This is a genomic window from Halobellus salinus (assembly GCF_014646875.1).
GTDB lineage: Archaea > Halobacteriota > Halobacteria > Halobacteriales > Haloferacaceae > Haloquadratum > Haloquadratum salinum.
Window position 1 is genome coordinate 191,107 of the sequence record NZ_BMOC01000002.1, and the last position, 17,794, is coordinate 208,900.

The 17,794-nt window shown below is 67.1% G+C and carries 12 protein-coding genes and 1 tRNA gene; 6 read left to right on the plus strand and 7 right to left on the minus strand.

From position 1 onward, the window contains the following. The first annotated feature begins 18 nt into the window (after positions 1 to 18). On the plus strand, positions 19 to 849 hold the full coding sequence (locus IEX72_RS02925) for a nucleoside phosphorylase (protein ID WP_188785887.1): 831 nt from the start codon (positions 19 to 21) through the stop codon (positions 847 to 849). A 73-nt stretch (positions 850 to 922) separates the two neighbouring features. Continuing rightward, entirely contained in the window at positions 923 to 2,113 is a 1,191-nt protein-coding gene (locus IEX72_RS02930; protein WP_188785888.1) for an NAD(P)/FAD-dependent oxidoreductase, read from the plus strand. A 145-nt stretch (positions 2,114 to 2,258) separates the two neighbouring features. Here IEX72_RS02930 and IEX72_RS02935 read toward each other — a convergent pair whose 3' ends face one another. Beyond that, a complete protein-coding gene (locus IEX72_RS02935) occupies positions 2,259 to 2,792 on the minus strand; it encodes an Rrf2 family transcriptional regulator (protein ID WP_188785889.1) in 534 nt (177 codons plus the stop codon). A gap of 382 nt (positions 2,793 to 3,174) precedes the next feature. Here IEX72_RS02935 and rocF point away from each other — a divergent pair, with 382 nt between their 5' ends. After that, positions 3,175 to 4,089, plus strand: coding sequence for an arginase (rocF, locus tag IEX72_RS02940; protein WP_188785890.1), 915 nt, complete (start codon positions 3,175 to 3,177; stop codon positions 4,087 to 4,089). A gap of 35 nt (positions 4,090 to 4,124) precedes the next feature. Here the strand turns inward: rocF and gyrA are convergent, their stop codons facing one another. Together gyrA and gyrB are read right to left on the minus strand one after the other, a co-directional pair. Continuing rightward, positions 4,125 to 6,698: a DNA gyrase subunit A gene (gene gyrA, locus IEX72_RS02945; protein WP_188785891.1), complete on the minus strand. Its 2,574-nt coding sequence runs from the start codon at positions 6,696 to 6,698 to the stop codon at positions 4,125 to 4,127. Continuing rightward, positions 6,699 to 9,974 carry a DNA topoisomerase (ATP-hydrolyzing) subunit B gene (gene gyrB / locus IEX72_RS02950; RefSeq protein ID WP_188785892.1) on the minus strand — a complete coding sequence of 1,092 codons (3,276 nt, stop codon included), beginning with the start codon at positions 9,972 to 9,974 and terminating at the stop codon, positions 6,699 to 6,701. Positions 9,975 to 10,139: 165 nt separating this feature from the next. Between gyrB and IEX72_RS02955 the strand changes: the two genes are divergently transcribed. The 3 genes from IEX72_RS02955 to IEX72_RS02965 all read left to right on the plus strand — a co-directional run bounded on the left by IEX72_RS02955 (position 10,140) and on the right by IEX72_RS02965 (position 11,250). Beyond that, the gene (locus tag IEX72_RS02955; RefSeq protein WP_188785893.1) at positions 10,140 to 10,484 is read left to right on the plus strand and encodes a ferredoxin; all 345 of its coding nucleotides are present in this window, start codon (positions 10,140 to 10,142) and stop codon (positions 10,482 to 10,484) included. Positions 10,485 to 10,840: 356 nt separating this feature from the next. Further along, positions 10,841 to 11,101, plus strand: coding sequence for an L-asparaginase family protein (locus IEX72_RS02960; protein ID WP_188785894.1), 261 nt, complete (start codon positions 10,841 to 10,843; stop codon positions 11,099 to 11,101). A 64-nt stretch (positions 11,102 to 11,165) separates the two neighbouring features. Then, positions 11,166 to 11,250: transfer RNA gene (locus IEX72_RS02965), tRNA-Leu, on the plus strand. A 296-nt stretch (positions 11,251 to 11,546) separates the two neighbouring features. On the opposite strand, the gene IEX72_RS02970 is transcribed toward IEX72_RS02965, so the two are convergent. Genes IEX72_RS02970 through IEX72_RS02985 form a run of 4 tightly spaced genes read right to left on the minus strand, consistent with a single transcriptional unit; the run spans position 11,547 to position 17,757 of the window. Further along, on the minus strand, positions 11,547 to 13,730 hold the full coding sequence (locus tag IEX72_RS02970; protein ID WP_188785895.1) for a DUF7846 domain-containing protein: 2,184 nt from the start codon (positions 13,728 to 13,730) through the stop codon (positions 11,547 to 11,549). Between the two features lie 3 nt (positions 13,731 to 13,733). Then, positions 13,734 to 14,963, minus strand: a complete 1,230-nt coding sequence (locus tag IEX72_RS02975) for an ABC transporter ATP-binding protein (protein WP_188785896.1) — start codon at positions 14,961 to 14,963, stop codon at positions 13,734 to 13,736. Then, positions 14,953 to 16,554, minus strand: coding sequence for an ABC transporter permease (locus tag IEX72_RS02980; protein ID WP_188785897.1), 1,602 nt, complete (start codon positions 16,552 to 16,554; stop codon positions 14,953 to 14,955). The genes IEX72_RS02975 and IEX72_RS02980 overlap by 11 nt, the downstream gene beginning before the upstream one ends. Positions 16,555 to 16,575: 21 nt before the next feature. Further along, entirely contained in the window at positions 16,576 to 17,757 is a 1,182-nt protein-coding gene (locus IEX72_RS02985; protein WP_188785898.1) for an extracellular solute-binding protein, read from the minus strand. Positions 17,758 to 17,794: the final 37 nt, after the last annotated feature.

A 17,794-nucleotide genomic window follows, 5' to 3' on the forward strand; every position in this document is an offset into this window, starting at 1 on the left:
GGTGCCGACTACGGGGGTATGAGCGACAGCGAAGACCCGAGCGACGAGGTGCAGTACCACGTCGCGGTCGGCCCCGACGACGTCGCCGACGCCGTCCTGCTGCCCGGCAACCCCGAGCGCGTGGACAAGATCACCGCGCTGTGGGATGGGTACGATGAGCGGGCCGAACACCGCGAGTACCGGACCGCGACGGGCACCTACGAGGACACCCCGATCTCTGTCACCTCCACCGGGATCGGGAGCCCCTCCACGGCCATCGCGGTCGAGGAACTCGCCCGCGTGGGCGTTGAGACGTTCGTGCGGGTGGGGTCCTGCGGCGCGATCCAGCCCGAGATGGACGTCGGCGACCTGGTGATCACCGCCGGCGCGGTCCGGCAGGAAGGCACCTCCGCGGAGTACGTCCGCGAGGACTACCCCGCCGTGGCCGACCAGGCGGTCGTCAGTGCCCTCGTTGCGGCCGCCGAGCGCCTCGGTCACGACTACCACGTTGGGGTCACGATGAGCGCCGACTCCTTCTACACGGGGCAGGGGCGCGCCGGCTTCGAGGGGTTCCGCGCGGCGGGGTCGGAGTCGCTGATCGAAGAACTCCGGGACGCGAACGTGAAGAACATCGAGATGGAGGCCGCAGCACTACTCACGCTCGCGAGCGTCTACGGGCTGCGGGCGGGTGTGGTCTGCTCGGTGTACGCAAACCGCATCACCGGGGAGTTCCGGACCGAGGGCGAGTCGCGAGCGGCCGAGACCGCGAGCCTTGCGGTCCACCTGCTCGCGCGAATGGACGAGGCAACACGCGAGGCAGGGGCGGACCGCTGGCACCCGGGGCTGTCGCTCGGCTTGGACGACCAATAGCAACGACCGAGCGATCGCCGCCGGCCCGGACAGTTCCGCAGTGACTTTATCTGCCGGTTCCGTAGGGGGTGCTATGAGCACGCAAGTCGTCGTTGTCGGTGCGGGGTACGCTGGCGCCGGCGCGGTCAAACGGCTCGAAGACGAACTCAGCGCCGACGTCGACCTCACCTGGATATCCGAGAACGACTACCACCTCGTTCTCCACGAGGTCCACCGGTGTATCCGCGAACCGAGCGTTGAATCCAAGGTCGCGATCCCGGTCGACGAGGTCAAGTCGGCGTCAACGGAGTTCGTTGAGGGCCGGGTGACAGACGTTCACGTCAACGACCAGGTCGTCGAACTCGAAGACGGCGAGATCGCGTACGACTACCTCCTGCTCGGCGTCGGCTCCAGTACCGCGTTCTTCGGTATCGACGGGTTGCAGGAGCACGCCCACGAGCTGAAGGGCCTCGACGACGCGCGGGCCATCCACGCCGACGTCAAGACGGCCGCGGAAGCCGCCTCCCGCGACGACCCCGCTCAGGTGATCGTCGGCGGCGCGGGCCTGTCGGGCATCCAGACCGCCGGTGAGATCGCCGAGTACCGCGACGAGCACAACGCACCGATCGATATCAGCCTCGTTGAGGGACTCGACGAGGTCTTCCCGGGGAACGACCCCGAACTCCAGGGCGCGCTCCGCCGGCGGCTGGACGGGCTCGACATCGAGATCCTGACCGGAGAGTTCATCTCGCAGGCCGACGCCGAGGCGGTCTACCTCGGCGGGGGCGATGACGGCCCCGGCGAGGAACTCGCGTACGACGTCCTGATCTGGACCGGTGGCATCACCGGCCACGAGGAGGTCCACGGCGTCGACGTCGCACAGGACGAGCGCTCTCACCGGATCAACGCCGAAGCCGACTTCCAGACGTCCGACGAGCGGGTGTTCGCGCTTGGCGACGCCGCCCTCGTCGACCAAGGCGAGGACGCGGTCGCGCCGCCGACGGCCCAGGCCGCCTGGCAGGCCGCGGAGGTCGCCGGCGAAAACGTCGCTCGCGCGGTCGAGGGTCGCCCGCTGAAGACGTGGCGTCACGACGACAAGGGGACGGTCGTCTCTGTCGGCGATGACGCGGTCGCCCACGGCGTCAAACTCCCGGGAATCGGTGAACTCCCGATCAGCGTCTTCGGCGGCCCCGCCGCACGGATGCTGAAAAAAGCGATCGCCGCCCGGTGGATCAATGACGTCTCCTCCCCACGCAACGCGCTCAACGCGTGGGAGAGCATGTGAACCGCCTCGGGGTCGAGTGGTTCGAGACGTCGAAGCCGTCTCGTCATCGCGGAAATCGAAAACTTCCGTACGACCCCGAGGCACCCGCCTCGTCTCCTCTGTTGAACAGGTCGCCCCGAGACAACAAAAGCCGTCGCCGGCGGGTTCAGTGTGTCGGCGCTTCGACCGGTGCCCGCATGTCCTGAATCCTGAGGATCAGAATGTTTCCGGTGTCGTCCTTGCCGTCGACCGTCCCCTCGACCACGAGCTTCGAGAGCGGGGTGGGACCGACGGTCACGCTGTCGCCCTCGTGAAACTGTCGCACCGACCCCTGGATGTGGATCTCGGCGCGGCAAAGCTCCGGGTGATGCACCGACGAGAGGTCGACCTCGTCGACGTTTGCGTTTTCGACCTCCTCGCCGTCGTGATACAGCGGGACGTACGCCGGTTCGTCCATCTGGTCCACGTCGAGTGCCTCGTAGGCTTTCGCGGTGGGTTTGTACCCACCCTTCGGCCCGGGTACCCCTTCGACGAGTTGGAGGGCTTTCAGACTCTGCATCTGGTTGCGGATGGTCCCCGGGTTGCGGTCGACTTCCTCGGCGATGTCCTCGCCTTTGACCGCATCCTCGTTCTCCCGGTGGAGGTTGATGAGTGCAGTCAGGATCGTCTTCTGGCTGGACGTCAGTTCGATGGATGACATACCCAGCAGTTCAGTATATACGGTATTAAATCCGGTGGGTACCAACCATCGGTCCGAGCAGTGTCCCGGTTATCACCCGACCGAGGCCGGTTTTGGGTCCGTCTGTCCGACCGTGGCTCGGGGTGCGTTCGACGGTGCGTTGTAGCGGCAGTGCCCGTTGTCTGCACCGCCGGTTGCGTGAGTGGACGGGTGCAGTCGTGCGCTCCCGGGTGCTGCCGTACCGGTGGCCACTCCGCGTTGGGGGCGGTTCGGGAGCGTCGGGTCCGACACTGCTTTGTGGTCGGTCGGTTGTCCCGTTGGTATGGACACCAGACGATGCTCCGACGACGATCGTGCTGCCGACATCGCCCGGGCGCGTGTCTCCGACAGGGAGTGATCGCGGATGGACCATCGCAAGAACGTCCGCGTGATCGGGGCTCCGACGGACTACGGGGCCAACCGACGCGGCGTCGACATGGGCCCCTCCGCCATCCGGTACGCCGGGCTGGCGGCGCAACTCGAACGGGCCGGAGCCGCGATTGGTGACGCCGGCGACGTCCCAGCCCCGAGAGCCGAGGTGCGCGACCCTGACACGGAGACGTTCGCCCCGGGCCGGGCGAAGTTCCTCCGGGAGACCCGAGAGGTCGCGACCCGGCTGGCCGACCGCGTAGGCGACGCGCTCGCGGCCGGCGAACTCCCGATGGTCCTCGGCGGCGACCACTCCGTAGCGATCGGCTCCGTGGCCGGCTCCGCGCGGGACGCCGACATCGGGGTGGTGTGGTTCGACGCCCACGCCGACTGCAACACGCCGGAGACGTCACCCTCGGGGAACGTCCACGGGATGCCGCTGGCGGCGGCGCTCGGGGTCGGGGCGTTTGCGGGCGTCGAGTGGGCCAACGCCGCCGGTCTCGTGGCCGATACTGTCGCGATCGTCGGCCTCCGGGACGTCGATCCCCCGGAGCGTCGCGCAATCGACGAAAGTGGCGTGACCGCGTTCACGATGGCCGACATCGACGACCGCGGGATCACGAGCGTCGTCGACGACGCACTCGATGTGGCGACAGCGGGGACCGACGGCGTCCACGTCAGTCTCGACCTCGACTGGCTCGACCCCCGCGAGGCCCCCGGCGTGGGCACCCCCGTCCGCGGCGGCGTCACCTACCGAGAAGCTCACGCGGCGCTGGAGCGCGTTGCGCGCCGCGACTGCCTCCGCTCGCTCGACCTCGTCGAGGTGAACCCGATTCTCGACGAACGGAACGAGACGGCGTCGCTGGCGGCGGAACTGGCGTCAAGCGCACTCGGACGGCGGATTCTCTGATCGCTACTCCAGGCCGGAGTTCCTCAACGACGAACTCAGCCCGCGTTGGCGTTGGCCTCGCTGTCGCCGGGCGCCGTCGCGGCCTCGTTGTCGCCGGGCGCCGTCGCGGCCTCGCCGGCGTCGGCCGCGGAGTGAACGTCGACGGTGGCGACCGTGTCGCCGGGCGCGACATCCATCACGGTGACGCCCATCGTGTTCCGGCCGACGACCGAGAGGTCCCCGACCGGTGTCCGGAGGATCTGACCGCCCCCGCTCATCACGAACAGGTGGTCGTCGGGGGCGACCGTCTCCAACTCACAGACGTCGCCGTTCCGGTCGTTGGTTTTGATATCGATCAGCCCCTTGCCGTTCCGTGACTGCCGGCGGTACTGGTCGATGTCGGTCCGCTTGCCGTAGCCGCGCTCGGTGACGGTGAGCACCCATTCGTGGCGGCCCGCGTCGACGGCCGCGAGCGCCGCAACCTCGTCGTCACCCTCGAGTTTGATCCCGCGAACCCCGCGGGCCGACCGCCCCATCGCCCGCACGTCCGACTCCTCGAACCGGATCGCCATCCCCTCGCGGCTGGCGAGGATCAGGTCGCGGCTGCCGTCGGTGATCTCGACGTCGACGAGCGCATCGCCGTCACCCAGTTTGGTGGCGATGATCCCGGTCGAGCGGATGTTCTGGAAGTTCTCGACACTCGTGCGCTTGAGGTACCCCTCGCGTGTCGCCATTGTGAGGTATTTCTCCTCGTCGGCCTCCATATCCGCGCAGTTGACGACGGCGGTGATCTCCTCGCCGTCGGCCAAATCCAAGAGGTTGACCGCGGACTTCCCGCGGGCGGTCCGGGACATCTCGGGTACCTGGTAGGTCTTCAACTGGTAGACCTTGCCGTGCGTGGTGAAGTACAGCAGGTAGTCGTGGGTGGAGGCGACATACACCGAGGAGACGCGGTCGTCTTCCTTCAGTTCGGTGCCGATGATCCCTTTACCACCCCTGTGTTGGGCGCTGAAACGGTCCAGCGGCATGCGCTTGATGTAGTCGTCCTCGGTGACGACAACCACGACGTCCTCCTCGGCAATCAGGTCCTCGTGAGTGACGCTCCCGGTATCCTCGATGATGGAGGTCCGACGGTCGCCGTCGTACTCGGCTTTGATCGCCTCCAGTTCGGATCTGACGACGTCGTCGAGTTCGTTGGGGTCGTTGAGAATCGCCTCCAGCCGCTCGATCCGGGCTTGGACCTCCTCGTACTCTTGTTTTATTTCGTCGGCCTCCATCGTGGTGAGCGACCCCAACTGCATCGCGACGATGTGATCGGCCTGCGCGGCCGAGAAGTCGAACGCGGGCAACGGCTCGCCGTCGGCCTCGACGACGTGTTCGCCCCGGAGCGCGGCTTTCGCGTCGTCGCGGCTCTCGGAGTTCCTGATGACCTCGACCACGTCGTCGGCCGACTGCAACGCCCGGAGCCGGCCTTCGAGGATGTGTGCCCGATCCTGCTTCTCGTCGAGTTCGTACTGCGACCGCCGCCGGACGACCGTGCGCCGATGCTCGAGGTACTCCGCCAAGGTCTCCTTGAGGTCGAGCACCTGCGGCTGGCCGTCGACGAGGGCGAGGTTGATGACGCCGAACGTGGATTCGAGGTGGTGCTCCAGGAGTTGGTTCTGCACCACCTCGGCGTTGGCGCCGCGCTTGAGTTCCACGACGACTCGGATGCCGTCCCGGTCGGACTCGTCGCGGAGGTCGCGGATCCCCTCGATGGTGCCGTCGTTGACGTTGTCGGCGATCCGCTCGACCAAGCGCGCCTTGTTCGCTTGGAACGGGAGTTCCGTGATCACGATCCGGTCGCCGCCTTCGACCTCAAACTCCGCACGGACTCGGATCCGGCCGCGACCCGTCTTGTACGCCTTGTGGATCGCGTTCCGCCCCACGATGTTCGCACCCGTCGGGAAGTCCGGCCCCTTGACGTGCTCCATCAGGTCCTCGACCGTACAGTCGGGGTTGTCGATCAGGTGGATCGTCGCGTCGATCACCTCGCCTAAATTGTGCGGCGGGATGTTGGTCGACATCCCGACCGCGATGCCCGAGGAGCCGTTGACCAGCAGGTTCGGGAACGCTGCAGGGAGCACGCTCGGCTCCTCCAGCCGGTCGTCGTAGTTGGGCTGGAAGTCGACGGTGTCCATGTCGATGTCGGAGAGCAGTTCCTCCGCGATGGGTGACATCCGGGCTTCGGTGTACCGCATCGCCGCTGGCGGGTCGCCGTCGACGGAGCCGAAGTTCCCCTGGCCGTCGACTAGGGGTTCCCGCATCGAGAAGTCCTGTGCCATTCGCGCGAGCGTGTCGTAGATCGCGGAGTCGCCGTGGGGGTGGTAGTCGCCCATCGTCTCACCGACGATCGACGAGGACTTCCGGTGCGACGAGCGGGCGGTGACGCCCAACTCGTGCATCGCGTAGAGGATCCGGCGGTGGACCGGCTTCAACCCGTCGCGGGCGTCGGGCAGCGCCCGCCCCGCGATCACCGACATGGCGTAGTCGATGTAGGACTGTTCCATCTCCTGTTCGATCCGTGCGGTCTCGACATCGGCGGCGATCCCGGCGTCGGGATCGAACCGCTCTGGTGCGTCGGAGCTCATTCAGATATCAACCCATTCGGCGTCGGTGGCTCGCTCTTTGATGAACTGTTTCCGCGGTTCGACGGCGTCGCCCATCAGCACGGAGAACATCTTGTCGGCGGCGGCGGCGTCCTCGATGGTGACCCGCTTCAGGATCCGGTTTTCGGGGTTCATCGTGGTCTCCCACAGCTGATCGGGGTTCATCTCTCCGAGGCCCTTGAACCGCTGGACCCGCGTGGGGTTGCCGTCGCATTTCTCCTCGATGATGCGGTCGCGTTCGGCCTCGGTCATCGCGTCGTAGGTCTCGCCACGGTACCGGATGCGGTACAGCGGCGGCTTCGCGGCGTAGACGTAGCCCGCTTCGACCAAGGGACGCATGTGACGGTAGAGCAGCGTCAAAAGCAGCGTCCTGATGTGGGCGCCGTCGACGTCGGCGTCGGAGAGCAGGATCAACCGCTCGTACCGCACGTCGTCGATGTCGAACTCCTCGCCGACGCCCGCGCCGATCGCGGTGATGAGTGCCCGCACCTCGTCGTTTTCGAGTACCCGGTCGAGCCGGTGTTTCTCCACGTTCAGGATCTTTCCCTTCAGCGGGAGGATCGCCTGAAATCGGCGGTCTCGGCCTTGTTTCGCGCTGTTGTGGACGAAAACCCCTGATTCGAGCGCGAAATTGTGCGTTCCAGGAACTTCGAGGTCGTACACGTCTTCGGTCTCTTCGATCGGCTTGACGGACGCGACAGCGTGGTTGTGCGCTTCGACTGCCGACACGAGTTCGTCGTCCCCGTCGAAGAATTTCTCTACCGTCGTCGATTTTGTCAGGACGTTCGGATCGTCCTTCTCACGCCGACGTTCGTCGTAGTTCTCCAGGTCTCCCTCCGCTTCGAGAACCTCCTTCATAAACGGAATCGTGTTTTCGTAGTATGTCTGGTTGTACGCCTCCATCCGGCTCTCGCGGAACTCTTCAGTCCACTGCTCTTCGGTCTTGTCGCTCCGCCACTCGCGGAGTTCGTCGTCGTCCCACTGCTCTTTGGCCTTCTTTCGACGCTCTTCGATTGCCTCCGGATGCTCCTCGTAGTACTGCGTGACGCGTTCGGACTGTTCTTCCCGGTTCTCCTCGTCGCTCCAGTACTCACGCGCTTCCCGGGTCAGACGCTGTCGGACGCGCTCTCGATACTCCGGGTTGTTCTCGTAGAACTCCCGCCACGCGTCCCGCATAAACTGTTCGTACTCCTCGTCTTCCCACTGTTCTTTCGCCTGCTCGCGTAGCACGTCTACCGTCCCGTCTTTCTGCATCCGCTGACTCATCTTCTCGCGGAACGCGTCGGACCGCTTCGTCTCCCTGGCTCTTTGCTTGGCCTCTTCGGTGTGAAGCGTTCGCCCGGCGTGTTCCCGGTGCAGTTCGAGGTGTTCGTCCTTCGGGAGACGGCGCACGTTGTCCGGTCGGTTGTTTCGCTTGTCGAAGTCGACGTGATGTTTGTGGTCGCCGTCGCTCCGCTCGTACGCGCCGTGTTCGAGGTTGTACCGGTCCGCGAGGAGGTGGGTGAACTCCCAGAAGTCGGCCGCGAACGGCTGCTTCACCATCTCGTACCCATCGATGGTTATGTTCTCCTCCTCGGAGTCGGACAGTTTTCGATACAACGGCATCAGTGACTGCCCGTCGCTGAGGTTCCGGGCCTCACAGTAGCTCCCGTCGCGGAGCATAAACTCGTGATCCGGCGTACACCGGATCTCTTCGCCGTTATCGAGTGTTACCCGAACCAGCTCCGCGTCTTCCCTCGTCACGCGCGGGTTCGTGATCCGTTCGATCCCGATTCGGCCGTCGTCTTGTACCGTGTAACAGTAGTGTGTTTCCCCGTTCTCGTGCTCCTCGACGAGCTGCTCGAACCTGATTGACCGCCCATCAGCGAGTGCGACCTCCGTGTCGCCGGTGAAGCAGCCCCCGGCGCTGTCACCTTCCACCACGAACAGTTCGGCCTCAGAGGGATCGCGGCTCTGACAGTCCGCGAGCTTCCCCGGCAGCGACGTCGACTCCAACGCCGACTTCCGGCGGGTGAGCTCCTCGGCCTGCTTCGCGGCTTTTCGGGCTTTCGCGGCCTCGACGGCCTTGCTCACGATGGCCTCGGCGGTGTCGGGGTTCTCCTCGAGATACGTTCCCAGTTTCTCGTGGGTGATCGATTCGACGATGCCGCGGACGTCGCTGTTCCCGAGTTTGGTCTTGGTCTGGCCCTCGAACTGCGGGTCGGGGTGTTTGATGGAAATGACCGCGGTCAGCCCCTCCCTGACGTCCTCGCCTTTCAGCGAGTCGAAGTCGCCGAGGAGGTTCTCTTCTTGGGCGTAGTCGTTGATCACCCGGGTGAGCGCGGTTTTGAACCCGGTGAGGTGGGTGCCCCCCTCGCGGGTGTTGATGTTGTTGGCGAACGCGTGGATCGACCCCTGGAGCTCTTCTGTGGCCTGCAACGCCACCTCGACCTGGATGTCCTCGGCGCTGTCGGCGTAGTAGATGACGTCGTTGTGGAGGACGGTCTTGGTCTCGTTGAGGTACCGGACGAACTCCCGAATTCCGCCGTCGTACAGGAACGACCGCTCCCGGCGCTCGGTGTCGGTCGCGTCCGCGTCAGTGTCGCCGTCGGGTTCCGACGCGTCCCTGGTTCCTTCGTCGGCCTCCTCGACCAGTCGGATCTCGACCCCGGAGTTGAGGAACGCGAGTTCGCGGAGCCGCGTCTCGAGCGTACCGAACTCGAAGGTGTCGGTCTCGAAGATGTCGGTGTCGGGCCAGAAGCGAACTCTCGTACCGGTGTCCTCGTCGGCCGCGAGGTCGCGGACGCGCTCGAAGGCGTCCGCTTGGGGTTCGCCCTGCTCGAAGCGGTCCCGCCACACCGCGCCGTCGCGTCTGATCTCCACCTCAAGCCGGCCCGAGAGCGCGTTGACGACCGACACGCCCACCCCGTGGAGTCCGCCGGAGACCTGGTAGGATTTGTTGTCGAACTTCCCGCCGGCGTGGAGGACGGTCATAATGACCTCGACGGCGGGGCGGTCGTACTGTTCGTGGGTGTCGACCGGGATCCCGCGGCCGTTGTCGGAGACCGACACGGAGCCGTCGCCGTGGAGGGTGACGTCGATCCGGTCGCAGTAGCCGGCGAGAGCCTCGTCGATCGCGTTGTCGACGACCTCGTAGACGAGGTGATGTAACCCGCGGGAGTCCGTTGACCCGATGTACATCGCCGGACGCTTCCGGACGGCCTCCAGGCCTTCCAACACCTGGATCTGCCCGGCTCCGTACTCTGTGTCCTGAGACATTGAATATACTGATTGTAACACACACTCGGTCTTAAACCCTCTTACGCGCGGGCGCGAACGCGAACGCGAACACCACTCTGCAACCGACACTCCCGCCTCCTGCAACCGACACTCCCGCCTCCTGCAACCGACAGCACAAAGACGACGGCGCGGAAACGACCGGCTATGAGCGACGACAACGCACCGCCGAACCCCAGCGACGTCGGCGACAACGCGAACGCCCCGCCGGTTTCGGAGAAGCCATATAAAATCATCTTCGAGGGTAACAAATGCATCGGTGCGGGCCGGTGTGCTGAGGTCGCCGACAACTGGGAGATGGACATCACGTCCGGGTTGGCGCGACCGAAGTCGTACTTCATCGACGAGAACGAACTCGACGAGAACATCCGCGCCGCGGAGGTCTGTCCCGCAAAGAAGGACCGCGGTGTCATCCACGTGATCGACCGGCGGAGCGACGAGGAGATCGCACCCGACCCGCACGGCGACGGGACGCTCAGCGTCGATTGGTGATCGGCCGCAACCGCTCTCAAGATACAGGTTGCGAGCACCGGCGGCACAATCTCGAGCACCGACAGCGCGACGCCGACACGCACGGGCGAGGAGTTGGTGGAGTCGGCGGAGCTCCAGACCGACGCCGACGGGCCGGCGAACCTCCGAACCGCGGTCGCGGCTGCAACCCGCCCCGACATCCGCGCGGCCGGCGGGTCCTACCTGGCGTTCAACGGGAGCGTCACGCCGCCCGCGACGTCGTCAAATCCCACTCGCACAAACCGGAGACGTTCAATTCGCCCGGCAAGGGCCCCGTCGCGGTCCGCACCAGTGGGGGGTTCCGGTTCCATCGCGAACCGGGCAACCCGTCGGCGTACGTGCCAGGGCTCGAGAACGTCACGCGGGGGATCGCCGACGCCATCGACCGGACGCTGGAGCACGGGATTCCGGTCGTGGTCGCCTCGCGGTGCCGTGCTGGCGGCGTTAACGGCGTCTACGGGACGGCGGGCGGCGGGAAGCAGCGTTTCGAGAAGGGCGTGCTCCCCGCTGGCGACCTCCCGGCGTGGAAAGCGCGGCTGAAACTGCCGCTCGCGCTCGAAGCCGCAGACGGGTCCGCGGCCGTCTCCGAGTTCTTCTGACCGGGGGGTAGTCGTCCGACAAAGCGAAACCACTAACGGTGCGTCCGCGGAATGGACGACACGCGCGGGGGTGGCTGAGCCAGGCCAAAAGCGGCGGACTTAAGATCCGCTCCCGTAGGGGTTCGTGGGTTCGAATCCCATCCCCCGCACTTTCGTATCCGAGCGACAGCGAGGATCGTGATTCTACGGTGGGATTCCGAGCCCTGCCGGTCGCGCGCAGCGAGGGACGAGCGAGCACGTCCTGCTCCGGTTCGAATCCCATCCCCCGCACTTTCGTATCCGAGCGACAGCGACCACTTCGGTCGCTTATATCGTCCGGGGTGTGAGACGCCTTGACAACTGTGATCGAGTTGCCCGAACTGCGGCGATAGCGTCCAGAAACACCACCGGTCGTGGGTTCGTCAGGGGTTCGGGTACGCGCCCGCATACGGTTCGGACTGACCGATCACGCCGCGACCCGCGCCTCGGTTTCGACCGACACGCCGTCGACGTAGTCGCCGTCCGGGCCGACCCAGGTTCCGCCGTACCCGCATTCGGGAGTCAGCCGGCAGACCCGCGTCTCGGGCGGCCACACGACGTCAACGCCGCCGTCGGTATTCTCCACCGTTATCTCCTGTCGGTACGTGACGCTCGCGCCGCCGCCGCCGACGAACGTCACCGCCAGGTCGACCTCCGCGCCCCCGTCGGCCAGCGGGACTGACGCCCCCTCCGGGCCCGCCTCGAACCCGAGGTTCGTGGCCGCCGCGGAATCGGGGCCGACGGTCCACCCCACGGTGACCGTGCCGTTCTCCCGCGCCTCCGCGGGGACGGAGTAGCGAGCGAAGCCCTCGGGCGTCTCGACCCGGACGCTCACGCTCTCGGCCGACTGCGGGACGCCGACCGTCGTCCGTGCGCGGACCGTCTCGCCGTCGAGAACGCGGAGCCGGTGGAGGTCGGGAGTCACTGGTGTCATCGCCCCGGTCCACGCGCCCCGGTAGGTGAACCGGTAGGGCGTCCGGTTCGTCGCCGCCAGAACGTCGAGATCGCGCTCCGGCCCGCCGTCGGTGGCGTAGACCACATCGCCATCGAACCCGCCACCCGACCGGAGGTACTGGAACGGGTGGGCCTGCCAGTCGCCGTACGGGTCGGGGGTGAACACGACCGCGTCGTCGAACGACCGGTCCGCGAACGGCTCGTAGGTGGCTTCCAAGTTATCCGTCCGGAGTTCGTTCGCGTCGTATGGCCCCTCAATTGCGTCGCGCTCGGCGGCGCCGACCACCGGCGCGGCGATGACCAGCAGGAACAGTACTGCGAGTCGGGCGCGGCGGCGGGTGGTGTGTTCTCCGAGCGCTGTGGCCAGTCCTTGCACCACTCGGACCGCACCTGCGGCGGAGAACACCGCGACCGGCACCAACACGTCGAAATGGTAGAACGGCCCCAGCAGGTCGATGAGGCCGTTCCGGAGGCCGTTGTGCGTTCCCCAGAAGAGCGCCTCACCCAGGAACACCGCGGGGACGACAGCGAGGAGGACGGCCGCGACCTCCCCCTCGCGCATCCCCGTCGCCGGATCGAAGCGGCCGCGTAGTCCGCCACGCGTCCACGCGCGCTTCCCCGCCGCGGCGACGCCCCCGATCGCGAGAACGGTGCCGACCGGCCCCGCGGCGATCCAGTCGGTGAAGACGTACTCCAGCGCCGTCGCGCTCGCCGCCGCGGCGAGTTCGGGGTCGTACACCCGCTCGTAGTTGAGGATCTCCCGGGTCCCGAACCCGATGCCGTCGTTCGGCGCGAACGCGGCGTACGGGAACGTCAGCGCCTCGCCGGTCACAACGGCGTTGTACCCGAGCGCGACCGCGACGAACGCGGCTCCGGGGATCGCGATCGCGACCGACCGCGAGAGTACGGCCCGGAACGCTCGGGTCCGGGCGTGGCGGCGCCACGCGGCCGCGAGCGACGCGAGTGTGTGGCCGATGAAGGGGACCGCAAACAGGACGGCGGTGTAGGGGCGGCAGACAAACGCCAGCCCGGTCGCGACGCCGGCGGCCGCGCCCCACCGGGTGCGTCCCGTCCGGGCAGCACGGACGTACGCGACCGCGAAGGCGACGTTGAGAAGCGTCGCCGGCGCGTACGAGAGGAACGTCGCCGAGGTGAGGAGGAACATGGGCGCGCCGGCGAGGGCGACAACCGACACCACCCCGACCCGACGGTCGAACGCCGCCGATGCCAGCGCGTAGACACCGGCAGCGGTGCCGGCCGCGATGCCGCCGAGCGCGAAGTTCCAGTCGCCGAGCAGCCGGCCGACCGCGAACATCGCGGGCGCGACCGGGGAGTACTTGCTGTACATCCGGACGCCGCCCTCGGTTGGGTCCACCACGAAGAACCACGGCCGGACCGCCTCCCACGGGATCGGTCCCGGCCGCAGGAATAGTTTGCCGTCGAGCAGCATCGCGGCCTGGTAGAGGTAGACGCCCTCGTCGTCGTTGACCGAGTGGTACGCAAAGAGGTCGGTCGCCAGCGCGTAGACCACCACGCCGACCGCGGCGACCAGAACGACCGCAGCGAGGCGTTCGGGGTGGTTACGGACGCCGAGGCGGTCGGCGAGTCGGGTCGGGACGTCCCCGCCGGTCCACGCCCGGAGCCCTCGCCGCGACACGGGTCAGCTGCCGTACCGGGAGTCGTCCTCGGGACGCTGCTCCCGCGGGAACCACGCGAGTTCGTGGTCGGCCTCAAGCGCGAGGTCGACCGGCCCCGAGGTGGGGATGTTCTCGTCGTGGTTGTGCATGCACTGGATCGACTCGCCGGTGTCGAGTTCGACCTCGTACAGGAACGTCGGCCCCAGATACCGACGCCCGACCACCCGGCCACAGCCGTCGGCGGCGTCCGCGACCGGCCGCGCGCTCACGTCATCGGGGCGGACCAGCAGGTCGATCCGGGTGTGGTCGTACTCCCGGGCGAGGCCGTGGATCTGCTCGCGGGGGACGGTCCCGAGGTCGGTCTCGACGATGTCGCCGGAGACGTACCCGGGGACGAAGCTCGCGTACCCCAGAAACGCCGCCACGAACCGTGATTCCGGGTGTTGGAACACCGTTTCGGGCTCGCCGATCTGCTCGATCCGGCCGTCGGTCATGACCGCAACCCGGTCGGAGATTGACAGCGCCTCCTCCTGGTCGTGGGTGACCGAGACCGCGGTCACCCCGGTGCGTTTGATGATCTCTCTGACCTCCTCGCGCATCTCTACCCGGAGGTCGACGTCGAGGTTGGAGAACGGCTCATCGAGCAGCAGGATGTCGGGTTCCGGCGCCAGCGACCGCGCAAGCGCGACCCGCTGCTGTTGCCCGCCGGAGAGTTGGTCGGGGTAGCTGTCGCCTTGGCCCCCCAGATCCACCAGTTCCAACAGGTCGCCCACCCGCGCTTCGACCTCGTCGTCCGGGCGGTCTTTCAGCCCGAACGCGACGTTCTCCCGAGCGGTGAGGTGGGGAAACAGCGCGAACTCCTGGAACACCACGCCCACGCCGCGGTCCTCAGGCGCCACGAACGACGACCCCGACACCGACTCGCCGTTGATCCGGACGGCCCCGCCGTCGGGGCGCTCCAACCCGGCGATCAACCGAAGCGTGGTGGTCTTTCCGCACCCCGACGGGCCCAGAAGCGTCAGGATCTCACCCTCCCGGACGGAGAGCGAAAGCCCCTCGACGACGGGTTCGGTGGCGTAGGACTTCCGTAGCCCGTCGAGTTTCAGCACTGGCGCGCCGCCGGCAGGCGGCGAGTCACCGCTTGCAGTCGGGGCCGCCCCGTTCTCGACAGTCCCGGCCGCGTCGGTCTCGGTGCGCGGGTCGGTTCGCCGCTCGGTGTCGGTGTCGACCGTCGAGTGGCCCTTATTTGACATCGTACCCCTCCTGTCTGAGGATCACGAGCATGGAGAGCCCGGAGACCAAGAGCAAGACGAGCGCCGGGATCGCCGCCTGTCCGAAGTAGCCCGATTCATACGCTGTCCAGATGTGGGTGACCAAGGTTGTAAAGCCCGACGGTCGAAGAAGCAGGGTCGCGGGGAGCTCTTTCATCGTCGTCAGAAACACCAGTGCGGCCCCGCCGAACAGCCCGGGGGCGACGAGCGGCAGCGTCACGTACCGGAACGCGCCCGTTGAGGTCTGCCCGAGGGTCCGGGCGGCCTCCGGCAGCGACGGATCGACCGAGAGAAACGACGCTCGAAGCGACCCGACCGACTGCGGCAGGAATCGAATGACGTACGCGAACACCAGCAGGTACAGCGTCTGGTAGATCGGCGTGGCGTAGGCGCTCCCGAAGAACACCAACGCGAGCCCGAGTACGACCCCCGGGACGGCGTAGCCGATGTAGGAGAGCCGCTCGAAGGCGTCTGGGAGGCGGCCCTCGTGGCGTGCCGAGAGGTACGCAACCGGGATCCCGGTGACGACGGCCACGGCGGCCGCGGCGGTCGAGACGGTCACGGAGTTGAGCGCGTACGACCACTCGAACGCTAGCGACTGGTTCGCGGTCGGACCCGTTGCGACCAGCCACGACACCAGGATGGCGACCGGAACGACCAGCGCCAGTCCGGCGACCGCCGCTACCGGGATCACAGCGGGGTATCGCCACGTGCCGAGCGGGACGAGCGCGCGGGAGCGCCCCCCCGCAGTGGTCCGCTCCTCGCCGCGGACCCGGGACTCGAGCCAGAGGATGAACACCGTGACCGCCACGAGTTGCAGCGACAGCAACACCGCGGTGTCGCGGCCGAACGTGCCGAACTCCACGAAGATGACGCGAGTGAACACGTCGTAGCGCATAATCGAGGGGGTGCCGAAGTCAGCGAGGACGTACAGCGCCGACAGCAGCGCGCCCGCTGCAACCGCCGGGCGGATCTGCGGGATCGTCACCCGCCGGAAGGTCTCCCACCGATCGTGTTCGAGGGTTCGGGCGGCGTCGATCAGGGTGGTGTCCATCGACTTCAGCGACGCCCGCGCGGTGATGTAGACGTACGGGTAGGTGTAGAGGGTGAGGATCAGAACGGTGCCCTCGAGCCCGTAGATCTCGGGGAGCCGTTCAACGCCCAGCGGCGCGAGGAGCCGCTGAAACCCGCCCTGCGGGCCGAACGCCGACACGAACGCGAACGCGCCGACGTAGCTCGGGATCACGAGCGGCAACGACACCGCGATGGTCCAGAAGCGGCGGAACGGGAGGTCGGTCCGGACCGTGAGGTACGCCAGCGGGACGCCGATGGCGACGCACGCCGCCGTCGTCAGCGCGACCAGGAGGGCGCTGTTGACGAACACCTCGAGCGTCGTGGGACGGGTCAGGAGCGCGACCGCAGAATCGAACCCGACCCCGAGGCCCACCCGGAGCAGCCACAGCACCGGAAGCAGTACCGCGGCCGAGACCGCCGCCGCCGCGATCGACGCCCCCAGCGGAAGCTGGTTCCCCTGATCGGTCCCGTCGTCGGCGGATTGGTGCTCGGTAGCCATCGGTTCCTGATCCCCGCCGCCTCAGAGGGCGCCGGTCTCCCGCAGGAGGGAGATTGTCTCCTCTAAGTCCGCGAGTTGCGAGAGGTCTACGTTCTCGGGTGGATTCAACTCGTCGATCGGCGGCAGCCGACCGATCGGATCGACCGCCGGGACCAGGGGATACTCGAAGGTGCTGCGGGCGAAGTAGTCCTGTGCTTCCGCCGACAGGAGATGGCGGACGAAGTTCGATGCGAGTGTCGAGTCCGACGCGGTGTCGAGCACGCACGCGCCGGCGACATTGAAGATCGCGCCGGCGTCGTTCCGGGTGAACGCGGTGGCAAGCGGCGCGTTCGAGCGGCGGGCCACCACCCGCTGGACGTAGTAGTGGTTGGCGAGCCCGACCGAGACCTCGCCGTCGGCGACCGCCCGGGAGATCTGGAACTCGTCGCCGTACGCGCTCACACCCAACTCCTGCATACCGTTGAGCCACTCGCGGGTCGCGTCCTCACCTTCGAGGATCCGCATCGCGGTGATGAACGCCTGGAACGAGGAGTACGTCGGCGTCCACCCGATCTCACCCGCGAAGGCGTCGGTGTCGGGGAACGACATAATATCCGTGGGGATGTCCGACGCCGAGAAGGTGTCAGTGTTGTACGGGATCGACCGCGCCCGGCCCGAGGTGCCGAGCCACTCCCCGTCGGGATCCCGGAAGTTCGACGGGACGAACTCTAGGACCTCCTGGGGGAGCGTCTGCGTCCGACCGCGTTCGGCGAGCGTGCCGAGTGCGCCAGCGTTGACCGAGTAGAACACGTCCGCGGGACTGTTTGCCCCCTCGGTTTCGATCTGGCTCACCAGTTCCGCCGCGGTGTTGTACAGCGGGCGGACGGTGAAGTCGGAGTATCGATCCTCGATGAATCCCACGAGTTCGCCGACCAAGGCTTCCCCACGGCCGGAGTAGACCGTCAACTCGCCTTCGAGGTCGGGCATCTCCTCGATGGTGGTGCCGCCAACCTCGCGGTCGCCGAACGGGGAGCGCCCCGACCCGATCTGTTCGGGGCTGTCTGTGCCACCACCGTCGCTATCAGTGGCGCCCTCGGTTGCCGTGCCGGTTCCGTCACCGCCCTCGCCGGGCGTGTTACACCCTGCGACGCCGATTACGCCGGCCGCGGCGGCCGCCCGGAGGAACCGGCGGCGCGTCCGTCCCGTGTCGTCCGAATCGTGCATACTCTTTTTAGGTCTGCCTAAATCGTTTATACCTTCC

What these genes read in the sequence shown, in the direction of transcription:
- IEX72_RS02925 (WP_188785887.1), top strand. Translation starts at nt 19, where the DNA reads ATGAGCGACAGCGAAGACCCGAGCGACGAGGTGCAGTACCACGTCGCG.
- IEX72_RS02930 (WP_188785888.1), top strand. Translation starts at nt 923, where the DNA reads ATGAGCACGCAAGTCGTCGTTGTCGGTGCGGGGTACGCTGGCGCCGGC.
- IEX72_RS02935 (WP_188785889.1), bottom strand. Translation starts at nt 2,792, where the DNA reads ATGTCATCCATCGAACTGACGTCCAGCCAGAAGACGATCCTGACTGCA.
- rocF (WP_188785890.1), top strand. Translation starts at nt 3,175, where the DNA reads ATGGACCATCGCAAGAACGTCCGCGTGATCGGGGCTCCGACGGACTAC.
- gyrA (WP_188785891.1), bottom strand. Translation starts at nt 6,698, where the DNA reads ATGAGCTCCGACGCACCAGAGCGGTTCGATCCCGACGCCGGGATCGCC.
- gyrB (WP_188785892.1), bottom strand. Translation starts at nt 9,974, where the DNA reads ATGTCTCAGGACACAGAGTACGGAGCCGGGCAGATCCAGGTGTTGGAA.
- IEX72_RS02955 (WP_188785893.1), top strand. Translation starts at nt 10,140, where the DNA reads ATGAGCGACGACAACGCACCGCCGAACCCCAGCGACGTCGGCGACAAC.
- IEX72_RS02975 (WP_188785896.1), bottom strand. Translation starts at nt 14,963, where the DNA reads ATGTCAAATAAGGGCCACTCGACGGTCGACACCGACACCGAGCGGCGA.
- IEX72_RS02980 (WP_188785897.1), bottom strand. Translation starts at nt 16,554, where the DNA reads ATGGCTACCGAGCACCAATCCGCCGACGACGGGACCGATCAGGGGAAC.
- IEX72_RS02985 (WP_188785898.1), bottom strand. Translation starts at nt 17,757, where the DNA reads ATGCACGATTCGGACGACACGGGACGGACGCGCCGCCGGTTCCTCCGG.